The 13,965-nt window shown below is 57.8% G+C and carries 12 protein-coding genes; 8 read left to right on the plus strand and 4 right to left on the minus strand.

Features of this window, described 5'->3' with window-relative positions; translation table 11 throughout:
* Positions 1 to 154: 154 nt before the first annotated feature.
* Complete coding sequence (locus CKROP_RS01510; protein WP_237698430.1) at positions 155 to 1,081, minus strand: DedA family protein; 927 nt, start codon at positions 1,079 to 1,081, stop codon at positions 155 to 157.
* Between the two features lie 210 nt (positions 1,082 to 1,291).
* On the opposite strand from CKROP_RS01510, the gene CKROP_RS01515 reads away from it, so the two are divergent.
* Positions 1,292 to 2,419, plus strand: coding sequence for an FUSC family protein (locus tag CKROP_RS01515; RefSeq protein ID WP_148209614.1), 1,128 nt, complete (start codon positions 1,292 to 1,294; stop codon positions 2,417 to 2,419).
* A gap of 46 nt (positions 2,420 to 2,465) precedes the next feature.
* Here CKROP_RS01515 and CKROP_RS01520 read toward each other — a convergent pair whose 3' ends face one another.
* The gene (locus tag CKROP_RS01520; protein ID WP_041628730.1) at positions 2,466 to 2,753 is read right to left on the minus strand and encodes a WhiB family transcriptional regulator; all 288 of its coding nucleotides are present in this window, start codon (positions 2,751 to 2,753) and stop codon (positions 2,466 to 2,468) included.
* 769 nt (positions 2,754 to 3,522) lie between these two features.
* On the opposite strand from CKROP_RS01520, the gene shbA reads away from it, so the two are divergent.
* Both shbA and CKROP_RS10505 read left to right on the plus strand, forming a co-directional pair.
* A complete protein-coding gene (gene shbA, locus CKROP_RS01525) occupies positions 3,523 to 4,134 on the plus strand; it encodes an RNA polymerase sigma factor ShbA (RefSeq protein WP_012730988.1) in 612 nt (203 codons plus the stop codon).
* Positions 4,135 to 4,302: 168 nt separating this feature from the next.
* On the plus strand, positions 4,303 to 5,412 hold the full coding sequence (locus CKROP_RS10505) for a hypothetical protein (protein ID WP_012730989.1): 1,110 nt from the start codon (positions 4,303 to 4,305) through the stop codon (positions 5,410 to 5,412).
* A gap of 6 nt (positions 5,413 to 5,418) precedes the next feature.
* On the opposite strand, the gene CKROP_RS11050 is transcribed toward CKROP_RS10505, so the two are convergent.
* A complete protein-coding gene (locus tag CKROP_RS11050; protein WP_012730990.1) occupies positions 5,419 to 5,787 on the minus strand; it encodes a DUF5319 domain-containing protein in 369 nt (122 codons plus the stop codon).
* Between the two features lie 119 nt (positions 5,788 to 5,906).
* On the opposite strand from CKROP_RS11050, the gene guaB reads away from it, so the two are divergent.
* The 3 genes from guaB to guaA all read left to right on the plus strand — a co-directional run bounded on the left by guaB (position 5,907) and on the right by guaA (position 10,388).
* The gene (gene guaB / locus CKROP_RS01540; protein ID WP_012730991.1) at positions 5,907 to 7,421 is read left to right on the plus strand and encodes an IMP dehydrogenase; all 1,515 of its coding nucleotides are present in this window, start codon (positions 5,907 to 5,909) and stop codon (positions 7,419 to 7,421) included.
* Between the two features lie 170 nt (positions 7,422 to 7,591).
* Complete coding sequence (locus CKROP_RS01545; protein ID WP_012730992.1) at positions 7,592 to 8,746, plus strand: GuaB3 family IMP dehydrogenase-related protein; 1,155 nt, start codon at positions 7,592 to 7,594, stop codon at positions 8,744 to 8,746.
* Between the two features lie 67 nt (positions 8,747 to 8,813).
* Positions 8,814 to 10,388, plus strand: coding sequence for a glutamine-hydrolyzing GMP synthase (guaA, locus tag CKROP_RS01550; protein WP_012730993.1), 1,575 nt, complete (start codon positions 8,814 to 8,816; stop codon positions 10,386 to 10,388).
* An 85-nt stretch (positions 10,389 to 10,473) separates the two neighbouring features.
* Here guaA and CKROP_RS01555 read toward each other — a convergent pair whose 3' ends face one another.
* The gene (locus CKROP_RS01555; protein WP_052292322.1) at positions 10,474 to 10,938 is read right to left on the minus strand and encodes a hypothetical protein; all 465 of its coding nucleotides are present in this window, start codon (positions 10,936 to 10,938) and stop codon (positions 10,474 to 10,476) included.
* A gap of 433 nt (positions 10,939 to 11,371) precedes the next feature.
* Here CKROP_RS01555 and imuA' point away from each other — a divergent pair, with 433 nt between their 5' ends.
* Entirely contained in the window at positions 11,372 to 12,244 is an 873-nt protein-coding gene (gene imuA', locus CKROP_RS10510; RefSeq protein WP_012730995.1) for a DnaE2-dependent mutagenesis accessory factor ImuA', read from the plus strand.
* The gene (locus CKROP_RS01565) at positions 12,241 to 13,962 is read left to right on the plus strand and encodes a Y-family DNA polymerase (RefSeq protein ID WP_012730996.1); all 1,722 of its coding nucleotides are present in this window, start codon (positions 12,241 to 12,243) and stop codon (positions 13,960 to 13,962) included. The genes imuA' and CKROP_RS01565 overlap by 4 nt, the downstream gene beginning before the upstream one ends.
* Positions 13,963 to 13,965 lie beyond the last annotated feature (3 nt).

Genomic DNA, 13,965 nt, shown 5'->3' on the forward strand with positions numbered 1-13,965 from the left:
TGAGGACCGCAGATCACACTAAATATGCAAAACTTTAAGACTTAACTCGAAGTTTTGTGACTTGCTCGAAGTTTTGTCAGTTTGTTTGTGACTTTAGGGTCAGCGGGCACCGGTTGTAACGCTCCGTCGCCATGTTTTTTATGACTCGGCGAGATTATGACTCACTAGCCTCACGCTCATGCAGCGTCTCCTTAGCATCACGTGCAGCCAGCGGAGCAGCAGAGTCGTCGCTAGTAGCAGCTCCCTTCGACGCACGTGATTTCTTAATCGCGCCGATAATCCCCGGCAGAATAGAAATAAACACGATCGCCAGGAATATGAGCTCGATATTCTCGCGCACAAAGGTGAAGCTACCCAGCCACACGCCGAGAACCGTCACACCGCCGGCCCACAGGAACCCGCCGCAAATGTCGAAAAGGAAGAAGCGGGCATAATTCATGCGCGCCATGCCGATCGTCATAGGCGCATAGGTGCGGACAATGGGGACGAACCGGCACAGAATCACAGCCAGCGCCCCCCATTTCTTAAAGAACGCCTCGCCTTCGGTGATATAGGCCTTCTTAAAGATGCGCCCGTCGGGACGTTTCCTGATGCGGTCGCCGAGCTTCCTACCAATCCAATATGAGGACTGGTCACCAGCGATAGCGCAGGCGATCGCCACCAAAAGCACCTGCCACACGGGCGCAAACCCATTGTGCTGGTTAGCCAGCATGCCCGCGGTAAACAGCAGGGAATCGCCGGGGAGGAGGGGAAACCCGAGCCCAGTTTCCACGAAAATAATGAGCCCCAGGCCGGGGAGAATCAGGTGGCCGAAGGGACTATCGGCGCCTAGCCAGTACATCGGGTCCAGCAGTTTCGGAGCTGCTGTCACCGTTTCACTCGCCTGAGCGAGGATGCTGGTGCGCAACTGCGGCACCAGGTCAGCAGAGGCCGCTAGCGTTGCTCGGGCCGACGTAGCAGCGTCGGCAAGCAAGTTTGTGCCGTTAGCAAGAGCGGCGGAAGCGAATGTTTTTACCCCTGTACCACCCATGGTGAACGCTTGGGTAAGAACAGTGAGGTCGACAGCGGTCAGTGCACTCATGATCCCACAGCATACTTGGTACCGATCCATCCTTTTGACTCCGAAACCGTGAATTTTCTGTGAAATTCCTTAATGGGGCATCACGATGCAGGTCATGAGTGGTAATGGGCGCGGGTGCGTGGGCACCTTTCTCGTGGTAGTTCCGCCTGATTTCTCGGGTTATTCCCCGCAGTGGCCGATTCTCCCCTGCCGTGCCGTATTTTCTTATGTGTGAACCATTTCCACGGCGTAGAACGGCTTAGCGACGGCAAGATGATCGTGATCCAAGGATCGGTGGCCGCCGGGATCGCATTTTGGTTTGCACACCATGTGATCGGCCACCCGCAGCCGTTCTTCGCCCCCATGGCGTCGGTGATCGCGCTTGGCACTAGTACCGTCGGCCGATTGCGCCGGTCGGTCGAACTTGTCATGGGGGTCTCCCTGGGAATCGGCATCGGCGACATCATGATCTCCCACATCGGAACCGGATCCTGGCAGATCGCCATCACTGTGGCCTGCGCCCTGGCAGCCGCACTCTTCCTCGACAAATCCCCGCTGGCCCCGATCCAAGCGACGTGTTCCGCCGTTTTAGTAGCGACGATTATGCCCCCGGGAACAATGGGCGGGATCACTCGAATGATCGACGCCCTGGTCGGCGGTCTCATCGGGATCATGGTGATCGCTCTGGTGCCCAATAGTGCCATCCGGCCGGCGCGACGCGAAGTAAGCCGGGTGATCGGCCACGCGGGGCATGTCCTTGACACCGTGTCGCGAGGTTTGAGGAGTAACGACGTCGGGGTCGTTTCCGACGCGTTGGTGTCCGCACGAGGAACTCAGGCACGCATTAATGCCATGATTGCCGCTGTTCAGGGCGGTACAGAGGTCGCTGCGGTGTCGCCGTTTTATTGGGGTGCGCGCCGTGACATGCGGAAAATGAGCCAGATTTTGTCGCCGGTGGACAATACGATGCGTAACTCGCGCGTTCTCGCGCGCCGGGCGGCCACGATTATCTCTGATCAGAAAGACATTGACGAGCGTATTCCAGTTATTTTGGACGCCTTGGCGCACGCCTGTACCGAATTAGAATCGATCTTCGCCGAGCAGGGGAAATCGGGGAAGCTTCATGAGGCTCAGCGTTTACCCGCAGTGATTGAGCAGCTGAAGAATACCGCGGCGGTGACGTCGGGGGATCATGGTGAGAAGTCTGGCATTTCGGGCATCGTTGTGATGGCGCAGGCGAGGTCCATCATTGTGGACTTGCTCCAGGTGTGCGGCTTGTCGCGTGAATCGGCTGTGGTTGTGTTGCGGCCGGAAGATAAGAAAGGCGACGGTTCGGATCTTCAGATTTGGGAAGGGTAACGGATCGGGTAGGGCAGCGGGGAAGGCTAGCTGGGAGGGGAGAAGCCTAAACGTGGGCGTGGGTTCGCGCGATCGCGTCACGCTCGCTTTCGCTGAGTCCGCCCCAAATGCCGTAGGTCTCGCCCACAGAGAGCGCGTGTTCTCTGCATTGGTTAATAACGGGGCAGGTTGCGCACACCAATTTTGCCGCGTGTTCGCGGGCTGCGCGGGCGCGTCCTCGTTCGCCTTCCGGGTGAAAGAAGAGTGATGCGTCGGTGTCTCGGCATGATCCATGCCGTTGCCATTCCCAAGATTGGATGGTGGGGGTGGGCAGGTTGTGGATCTGAGGAAGCATGTTCTCCTCCGTCGGGTGTGATGTGGGTTTCGTTGTACAGATATGTGGCGTCATTTGTGTTTGTTTTTGGTTTTGTGGTTTGTGCCGTGACGACGCCGTGTATCTGCGGGGGTGTGCGCCTGCTATTCAGTCAAGACCGCGTTGGTGAACAGAACGTAACGAGAACACGACTTTTAGATTGCAAAAGTAATTGTTGGGGGGGTAGTAGGTGTCGTGCTTGTGTGTGAGTGCTCACGGGGCTCGCTGCAGGCGGGCAAAGAGTCGTCGCAAGAAACCCGCGGGACTCTTCGCGAAGCTCGCCGGGAAAACCGCCCGCCTCTCCTCGCCCACAAGTTAAAACCCACCCCCGCGACTCCCCGCCACCCCCTGCTGAGGGGCAGAAGAATCGCTAGCTCCGTGCATTTAATACATAAAATTATTTTCATTCTTTTATATGTTTTTCGAGTCCCGCACAGTTATGTGCGCGCTCATGTAGTCTGGTTCCTCAGGTTCTGTAGTGGTCATCCGCCTTCTATGGAATCGTAGTGATATTTTTACGACACATCGTCGTCATGAATTGTCCATTTTCAATAGGCGAAAACGCCGCCGACCAGGCTCGTTGTTTGCTGATATATTCATCGACGCAAATAAAATTGTCTTTTTCTGGTCTTCACGTCAGAATGAGGCAAGAGAAATCGCGGTTTAGTGCCCGAAGCTGCGGTTGGGTGTTTTATCGTCGGTGTTGACGACGCTGACGAGACGTCGTCGATAGTGAAAGAAGAGGAAGTTAATGACTGCAGCAGCTAGCGATGGGGCTATTAATGGCCTGGTTGCCGCAGCTGCGAGCGGGGATCGCGATGCCTTGCAGAAAGTCATGGATTATATTCACCCGAAAGTGGTGATGTATTGCCGACATCGTTTGTCAGATGATTCTTTTCCTGGGCCTGAGGATACGGCTCAAGAGATATGTATGGCTGTATTGAAGTCGTTAGATCGCTTTGTTGACCGTGGAACTCCGTTCATGTCGTACGTGTACGGAATCGCTAGTCACAAGGTGAAAGATGGCTATCGTTCGATGGGGAGAGACCGTAGCCAACCGACCGATGAGATCCCCGAATCTATCCATGATGCTGCTGGGCCAGAAGAGTTGGCTATCCAATCGGATGGTCGTAACAAACTTTTGCGTTTGCTCGACATACTGGGTGAGAGACCACGCGAGATCATTATTTTGCGAGTTCTTGAAGGGTATACCTCGGAGGAAACCGCCAAGATCATTGGTTCCACGCCGAATGCCGTTCGAGTAGCTCAGTTCCGGGCGATTGCTAAGTTAAAAAAGGCAATGACTGATTCGCCTGACTATCGTGAGGCGATTGCTTTGGCCAACAAGGCCAAAGAGAACTGACATTGATCACGGGGGTTAACTCACAAAGGAAGTACATACGTCGCGGCGGCAACACCGCGCCCATGATGGTGATTATTGCCGACGACGGACGTAGTGCGGTGTCGCCCGCAGGCGGAGCCGTACACTAATAACCGGTTTTGATGTGGATGGAGCAGCAGGAGCGAACAGATGAGTGGTTTTGATAACTGGGATCGTGAGGGGGTTGAGCACGATCCAGAATCCCTAGCTGCTGTTGACCGCTACCTTGATAACCTCTCCCGGGGTACCGACTCCGACGATGACCTCGGTCAGCTGTTCATCCAAGCTCGGCAGGAAGCGGAACGTGATATCCCGGCAACACCTCAACTCAGCGACCTAGGCTTCTTCGATAGCTTCTCTGACGCCGACGCGCTGGATGATTCCCCCGTTGCCAATGCGCCGACGACTGTGTTCCGCCCCGTGAATGCTGAGGGGCAAACCACTAAATCCGGCGACGACGCAGCTCGCGGTAGCGAGGGTGACACCACGGTCCATGATTTCGCGGCCTGGAAGAACCAGCGTGACGCGTCGGGTAATTATGCTACTGGCAAGTCGCGTTCGGGCCGTCCACGTCACCGCTCGTGGCGCCATGGTGATAACCACCATCCGGTTCCGCGGTGGATGTATGCCCTCGGTGGCGCTGCTGCGTCCTGTGTTCTCCTCGCCGGTGGCGGAGCTGTTATTCATGCCTCGACACCCGGTTCACCTCTGTGGGGGCTGAACCAGCGGTTCTTCGGCGATCACGCTGCCGCGGTTGAGCTGGCCTCGACGCTCGATCAGGTCCGCGAAAAGCAGGAGGCCGGGGACACCCAGGGTGCCGCTGCGTTGCTGGAAAAGGCGCGCGAAGTTGCCCACAAGGCCAAGGACTCCAGCTCGAAGGATTCGAAGAAAGACGAATCAACGACGACGGTTACTGTCACCGATCAGTCTGTCGTGAAGGGTCCCGACGGCAAACCGACCACCATCGAGAAGACGATGAGCAATGGTGAGTCGAAGAAAGCTGAGCCGCGCAAGGACCCGACGACAACGAATGATCGCGACGCCAAGGGCACCAAGACGACCACTGAAACGTCGACGGTCACTGTGACCGTGACGACGACGGTGACACCTGCTCCTGTGCCTGGGTCGAACAGCAGCAACAGCGGTTCGAACTCCGGGAGCGGAAGTTCATCGCGTGGATCGTCGTCATCGGATGGTTCGAGTGACGACGTGACCGAGTCTCCGTCGTCGGGCGACTCAAGCACTTCCGCCGAGGAGTAGAAGCTTCTACCGGTACCCGGCGATTCCGTGGTTGAGGCCATCGAGGAACCCGAGGCAGTAATCCCACGGGGCGTATTCGTCGGGATTGGGGTTGGCGCTCGGTTCATGAATGGGTGGCTGCTCGTGGTTATACAGCGCGAGCAGATTGTTGATCAGTATTCCCCAGTCGTAGTAGTGCTTGTCTTCACAGTCATCGCACAACATCTGTACGCCCCGTATACCCAGCGGGGTGAGCACACGCTGCATCTCCCGAACGTGGTGAAGTTCGATAATGACTTCGCCTTTTTCTTCGTCGGTAAGGGGTTCCATAGGCTCATCGGGGTCGAGGAAAGAGGCGGGATCATTGGGATCTCCCGCGAATGGGTCCGGGGGCATATGGTCTGCGAAGTTCACCCCACTAGGCTAGCCCATGTGCCACAAAAATTTTGCGGTAGCATATGGCAAAAGAGTGCGTGGTGGCACTTCGCTTTCGTCATGGTCCTAGGAGATAAATAGTGGAACGCACAGGTGGCGACGACCCAAACAAAGTTGCTCTTGTAGGTCTTACTTTCGATGATGTCCTTCTCATTCCCTCCGCCTCCGATGTGATTCCTTCCGAAGTGGACACATCTGCGCAGCTCACGCGCAATATCCGGCTGGGTATTCCGCTGGTGTCCGCGGCGATGGATACGGTGACAGAGTCTCGGATGGCCATTGCGATGGCCCGGCAGGGTGGCATCGGCATCCTTCACCGCAACCTTTCTATCGACGACCAAGCCCAGAACGTGGAAGTAGTGAAGCGTTCCGAGGCCGGCATGGTCACCAACCCCATTACCTGTTCGCCGGGCGATACGATCGGTCACGTCGACGAGCTGTGTGCCAAGTTCCGTGTCTCTGGTTTGCCGGTGGTTAACGACGAGGGCATGCTGGTCGGCATTTGCACCAACCGTGACATGCGGTTTGAGTCCGATCTGTCCCGCAAGGTTGCCGACGTTATGACGCCGATGCCGTTGGTCGTCGCCCAGGAGGGTGTCTCGGCAGAGGCTGCTCTGAACCTGTTGTCCACCCACAAGGTGGAGAAGCTGCCGATTGTTGATTCGGCGGGCAAGCTGACGGGTCTGATCACGGTGAAGGATTTCGTGAAGCGTGAGCAGTACCCGAATGCGTCGAAGGATAAGGAAGGTCGTTTGATCGTCGGTGCCGGGATCGGTACGGGCGAGGATTCATGGAAGCGTGCGGGTGCGTTGGTCGATGCGGGTGTCGACGCCCTCGTTGTCGACACTGCTCACGCGCACAATTCCGGTGTTCTGAACATGGTCGCGCGGGTGAAGAAAGAATTCGGTGACCGCGTCGACGTTATTGGTGGCAACCTAGCGACGCGTGAAGCGGCCCAGGCCATGATCGATGCCGGTGCCGACGCCATCAAAGTGGGTATTGGGCCCGGTTCCATTTGTACGACGCGCGTTGTTGCGGGTGTGGGCGCGCCACAGATCACGGCGATTATGGAAGCTTCCGTTCCGGCGCATAAGGCCGGGGTTCCGGTTATTGCCGACGGCGGTATGCAGTATTCCGGCGATATCGCGAAAGCCCTGGTTGCTGGCGCGAACACGGTGATGTTGGGTTCGCTGCTAGCCGGCACTGCGGAGGCTCCGGGGGATGTTGTCACCGTCAATGGCAAGCAGTACAAGATGTATCGCGGTATGGGATCGTTGGGGGCTATGCAGGGCCGCGGTCTGAAGGGTGAGCAGCGGTCGTACTCGAAGGATCGTTACTTCCAGGCGGATGTTCGTAGCGAGGAAAAGCTGGTCCCGGAGGGGATTGAGGGGCGTATTCCGTTCCGCGGGCACATTGATGGCATTGCTCATCAGCTCGTGGGTGGTTTGCGTGCCGCCATGGGGTACACCGGTTCCGCAACGATCGACGACCTTCACGACGCCAAGTTTGTGCAGATCACCGCGGCGGGTCTCCGCGAGTCGCATCCGCATGACATCCAGATGACGGTGGAAGCGCCCAATTATTACCAGCACTAGAGGCGTCGTCGGGCCCGTTGGCGTGTTGTTCGTCCCCGGCGACGTCGCCCGTGTCGGCCACGCGCGGTCTCCGTTGCCGCGCGAAGTAGCCGGGATTAATTGAGTGAATTGTTTTTGTTGTCGGCAGCCGGTTCGGGCTGCCTGTCACTGTGAGGAAATACAGAAAAATCATGCGTGAAGTTGTGGAAATTGGTTTGGGGCGGGAAGCTCGCCGGACATATGGGCTCGATGACATCACGATCGTGCCCAACAGGCGCACGCGGTCGTCGAAAGATGTGGATACGTCGTGGACGATCGACGCGTACCACTTCGGCATTCCTGTCCTGGCACAACCGAGCGACGCATTAACCAGCGTGGATTTCATTAGTGAAATGGGCCGCCTGGGGGGCGCTGCGGTTATCAATGCTGAAGGCCTGTGGGGCCGAGTGACGGACATGGACGCTGCCGTGGAGCAGATCGTGTCGACGGCCTTCGATGAGGAAGGCTACGACGATGGCCAGATGACCAATCGGGCTATCCCGCTGTTGCAAAAGCTGCATGGTTTGCCGCTGGATAAGGATTTATTGTCGGACCGTATTCGCGATGTTCGCGCTTCGGGTGTGACGACGGTGGTCCGCGTTTCGCCGCAAAATGCTCGGGAACTGGCTCCGGTGGTGGCCGCGGCGGGTGCGGAGATCGTGGTCATTCAAGGAACGTTGATTTCGGCCGAGCACGTGTCGGCTGATGGCACGCCGCTGAACTTGAAGGAGTTTATCGGCTCGTTGGATGTTCCTGTCATTGCGGGGTCGGTGTTGGATTACACGACGGCCTTGCATCTGATGAGGACGGGCGCGGCCGGCATTATCGTCGGTGGCGGATCGACGACGAATGCGGACACGCTGGGTATTGATGCCCCGAAGGCGACGGCCATTGCCGACGCGGCGGCTGCGCGTCGCGATTATTTGGATGAGACCGGCGGCCGGTATGTTCACGTGATCGCGGATAGTGAGTTGGAAACCTCGGGTGAGATGGCGAAAGCCATCGCGTGTGGGGCTGACGCTGTGATGCTGGGCAGCCCGTTGTCGCAGGCCAAGGAAGCTGCAGCGACGGGATATTACTGGCCTTCGGTGGCTGCGCACCCGCGGTTCCCGCGTGGGGTTATCGAGAACCTGCTCATTGAGCGCGATGAGGCCCCATCCTTGGAGAAAGTTCTTTTGGGGCCGGCGACGGAACCATTCGGCAGCTTGAATCTGATCGGCGGTGTTCGGCGTTCGATGGCGAAGGCTGGATACACGAACTTGAAAGACTTCCAGAAGGTTCAGTTGAGCGTTCGGTCCTGGCTGTAGCTGGTGATGACCTTGGAGTGTGAGACGGGGTCGAGGTTTGTCCATCTGACGCGGTAGAGTCTTCTGCGTGAGTGAACAGCAACAAACCCCGTCTCCTGTTCTTGTCGTTGACTTTGGTGCCCAGTACGCCCAGCTCATTGCTCGGCGCGTGCGTGAGGCCCGCATTTATTCCGAGGTCATTCCGCACACCGCGTCGGTGGAGGAAATCAAGGCGAAGCACCCGGCTGCGCTGATCCTCTCGGGCGGACCCTCCAGCGTTTACGCTGATGACGCTCCTGTTTTTGACCCGTCGGTGCTGGACTTGGGCGTTCCCGTGTTCGGCATTTGCTACGGTTTCCAGGCGATGACGCACGCGTTAGGTGGAGTGGTCGCGCGCACGGGGGACCGCGAATATGGCCGGACGACGATGTCCATCGTCGGCGATGGCGGCCTCCTGCACGACGGCGCGGTGAATGACGTATGGATGAGCCACGGCGATGCCGTGTCCGAGGCCCCGGAGGGCTTCGTGGTAACAGGCCGCTCATCCGGAGCACCGGTCGCTGCGTTCGAGGATGCGGATCGGCACATGGCCGGTGTGCAGTACCACCCGGAGGTCATGCATTCGCCCGAGGGACAGAAGGTCCTGGAGCGTTTCTTGACGCAGATAGCTGGGCTGAAGCAGACGTGGACGCCCGGCAATATTGCCGATCAGCTGGTGGAACAGGTTCGTCAGCAGGTTGGGCCTGAGGGGCGGGCCATCTGTGGTCTGTCTGGCGGTGTGGATTCGGCCGTCGCTGCTGCCTTGGTGCAGCGGGCGATTGGTGACCGCTTGACCTGTGTTTTCGTTGACCACGGTTTGTTGCGCAAGGGGGAGCGCGAGCAGGTCGAGAATGATTTCGTTGCGTCGACGGGTGCGAACTTGGTCACAGTCGACGAAACCGACGCATTCTTGTCGGCGTTGAAGGGCGTGACGGACCCGGAGAAGAAGCGTAAGGCGATCGGTAACGAGTTCATTCGTTCATTTGAGCGTGCTGTTGCCGGTGTGTTGTCCGATGCTCCGGAGGGTGCGCGTGTTGATTTTCTCGTGCAGGGTACGTTGTACCCGGATGTGGTGGAGTCCGGTGGGGGCAGCGGTACCGCGAATATCAAGAGCCACCACAATGTGGGCGGTTTGCCCGACGATGTTGAATTTACGCTGGTAGAGCCGCTGCGTTTGCTGTTCAAGGACGAGGTTCGTGCGGTGGGGCGCGAGCTCGGTTTGCCCAGTGCTATTGTGTCGCGCCAGCCTTTCCCTGGTCCGGGCTTAGGTATCCGCATTATCGGTGAGGTTACGTCTGACCGTTTGGCGACGCTCCGCGAGGCCGATGCGATTGTCCGCCAGGAGCTGTCCGCTGCGGGGCTGGACGATTCGATTTGGCAGTGCCCCGTGGTCTTGCTGGCGGATGTGCGGTCCGTGGGAGTGCAGGGCGACGGCCGGACTTATGGCCATCCGATCGTGTTGAGGCCAGTCTCGTCGGAGGATGCGATGACAGCGGATTGGACGCGCATTCCTTACGACGTGATGGAGAAGATTTCGACCCGCATTACCAACGAAGTCGCTGAAGTGAACCGCGTGGTGTTGGATTGCACGTCGAAGCCCCCAGGAACGATTGAGTGGGAGTAGCCCGCGTCGGCGTGTGAATCGGGGGTCGGCCGGCGCTTGAGCGGGGACCCTGTCGACGTGTGAATCGGGGGAGTCCCCGTCGGCACTACGGGGTGTCCGGTTCTTGGGTGTACGCGGTGCCGTCGATCCAGGGGAAAACGAGGTAGTTATAGACACTGGCTACGACGAAGGCGATGATGCCCAGGAACGTTCCCTGCATGGGGATAACGGGGAGGATCATGAGGGCTAGCCAGTCGGGGAAAAGGGGGATGAGCCGTCGGACTGTGGTCCGGTATTCCCCGTATCGGTTCATGTAGGCGGCGCTCACGTCGCGTCGGTACGGGTGAATAGTGATGAAAAGTAGCCCAGCTCCTGCGAGGACAATGAGCAGGATGACTTTAAGCAGCGGCGCGATAGCGAACCCCATGACTCCCACGGCTCCACCGAGGAGAAGCGACGCGATAGTTCGTACCAGATTCGGCGTCGAGACCGTGGTGATGTACTCGGATTCAGATAGTTCGTGGTCGGATGTTTCACGGTTGTTGTCGCGGTGAGTGTCGTAGTTAGTCATATGTTTCAGGGTAGTTGTTTGACGATCAGTAGCGGCTAGTGCGCCTAGGTCTGGGGAACTGACCAGGCGTTTTCTTTGTGTGTGGGGGCGTGTGGGGTGCGTTGTGTGCCCCTCTAGACTTTTTATATCGAACATGTGTACGATACTTCCACGAGTTTTCGATTTTTATGTCCGGGTGGATCGGTACAACTGTTCATAGCTCCTTCGGTTTGAAGGTGCGATGAGTATGAAGTATAGCCGACGCTCAACGAAGAAGAAGGTGGACGATAGTGGCTTATTTTTATGGGTACGTACGTTCTAAAAATCGTATATCGTCCACTCTGCGAACGATGTGGATGGAGTGGTTGTCTCTCTTTTTGTCACCTCGTGGTCTTATGTATGAGCAGGTGAAAAGCCATTTTTATCCCGCGCTGGGTGTGAGGGCTGATCAAAGATGACACAGGCGGGAGCTAGTGCAGTAGCTACGGACCTTACTGCACTTTCGAATGATGAAAAGGTGGAGATCCTTCGCTCGCGCATGGCGCATCTGGTGTCGGTCCCTGACTATCCTCAAGTCAAGGAATCCGACTCTTTGCCGCATCCTGGTGAACGACGTTCATATCCTGAGGAAAAAGAATCGTTCGAACGTTCGATGCTGGAAGTTCTCTCTCTACAGGGGCCTTTAGGGGAGCTGACATCGCTGGGCGGTCTTCCTCGTGGCGCGGCAACATCGATTGCGGATTGCCCGACCGCGCTGGTGCACATCATTGCCCAGGTGACCGCTACGGGAAAACACGTTGCTGTTATCGGATTGAGTGACCTCTTGTGGGCCGCAGTCTCAGATGCGGGCGGTGATTTATCGTTAGTCGCCGTGGTCGATTGTCCCGACGCTACTGGCGACGCGGATATCAACGCCCCCGATCCTCTCAGCGTGCTGGGTGTGCTGTGCGAGGGGATGGACCTCGTCATTTATTGCGGCCAAGGGCAAGCAAATGTGCCGCCATCATTGGCGCGGCCAGTGATGAGCCGTGTCCGCTCGTCTCGGTGTGCCCTTCTTGTCTGCGGTGTGCGGTGGCCTGGTGTTTCTTTGCGTATCGACGCCATCGTGAGCGCTTTTCGCGGTTTAGGCCGAGGTCGCGGACGTATTCGTGGCATGAGCGTGGATATGCGTGTGGAGGATCGGCATCGACCTCCCCAGCGAGGGCAGTGGCACATGGGTGTGGGGTCCTTCGCCCAACCGATACGCCACCACCGTCCGACGCAGACCCACCATTGGCGCAAGAGTGTGAAAGCTCTTGATCTGAACGCAGTGGAGGCCGCAGGATGACACCGGATAACTCTATTGATGCAAGTCAGTGCGCAGATGATCCTCATCGTGAGCAGTCAGGCGTGCCCATGGATGAGCGAACAATAGTCCTCTGGGTTCCAGATTTCCCTCTCTATGCTGCCCGCTGTGACAACGAGGTTCCGGACGGGCCGCTGGCGTTAGTGGACCAGCATGGTGTGTATGTATGTGACCGCCAGGCGCGGCATGTAGGAGTCCGACGCGGCATGAAACGCAGACAAGCTCAGTCGTTATGCCCGACGATGCACATCATGCCCGCCGACGACGACCGTGATGCCAGATATTTTGAAGACTTTGTTGCCGACGTCGATTCCATTTCCGCTGGTATCGAGCTTTTGCGTCCCGGGCTCATTGCTGTGAAGTCAGCACCGCTGGTGAAATACTACGGCTCAGAAGAGCGTGCGATCACCATGGTTCTTGATGCGGTCGCTCGGCCGGGAGTGGACGTTATCGCCGGAGCTGCAGGAACACTACCTACTGCGGTATTCGCTGCTCGTCGGGGGATGACTATCCCGGAGGGACACGATGCAGATTTCTTGGCCGGGCTACCTGTACGAACATTGTGCGAGGACAAAGCATTAGGCCAACCCCAAGAACTGGTGGACACCCTCGAGAAAATGGGCATAACACGCATGAAGGACTGGGCGGGTCTATCGCGGCGAGATGTGTCATCTCGTTTTGGGGCAGAGGGCTTGTGGTGGTGGTCTATCGCCCGTGGTGCTCCATCGCGACGACTAACTCCCCAAGAAAACACCAGTGACCTGGCCATTACGCATCATTGCGATTCGCCCGAGTCCCGCTCCGATACGGTCGCGTTTATTGGTCGTCGTCTAGCGGCAGATCTTCACGATCAACTCTCCGATAGAGGGCAGATATGTTTGCGCGTCGCTATACGGGCACTTATTCGCACCCCCGATGGGGATCAAGAATTGGAACGAGTGTGGCGGTGCACGGACCAGCTCACCGAGCACGCCATAGCCCAGCGAGTGCGGTGGCAACTGGAGGGGTGGCTTCACCGTTTTGTGTCGCGTGCTGCTGCCACCGTCGGGCAATCTGACCATGAATCGGGTGCGTCCGATAACGCTGGGGTGCCCGATAGCGTCGAGGTCGATGCAACCCCGGTCGGTGTGGGCGTATGCGAACTCACCCTTGACCCCATTGAAACGACAAGCAGCTCCATGCGTGGTTTATGGGGTGCCAAGGAAGACCATGCTGCCCATGCCGCATTAGCTCGGGTGCAGACAATGCTGGGGCCAGACAGAGTATGCACTCCCGTGCTGAAAGGTGGGCGTGGCCCTGAGGACCGCATTGCTCTTGTCCCCGTGGGTGAATCCGCCCCCGATCTTCCGAGCAGCACGTATTCGTGGCCAGGTCAATTTCCAGCCCCCATTCCAGTCACCAAACGCGTCGAGCGTGGGCCTAGTACTGCACACCCTGCGAGTGGAGTCTCTCTTCTCGACGAAGACGGCCACGACATTATCGTGACAGGACGCTCACTACTCAGTGCCCAGCCAGCCTGTGTGGCATGGGGAACTAAGCGCTATGACATCACAGGCTGGTCCGGACCCTGGCCCGTCGATGAACAATGGTGGGCACAAGGACGTCGCTTCGCACGCCTACAAGTGACCACAAACCAACCCAGCGGGTTGCTACTCATCTGCAGAGGAAAGAAGTGGCGAATTGAAGGTGTATATCGGTGAACC

The sequence above is a fragment of the Corynebacterium kroppenstedtii DSM 44385 genome (assembly GCF_000023145.1).
GTDB classification, from domain to species: Bacteria; Actinomycetota; Actinomycetes; order Mycobacteriales; family Mycobacteriaceae; genus Corynebacterium; species Corynebacterium kroppenstedtii.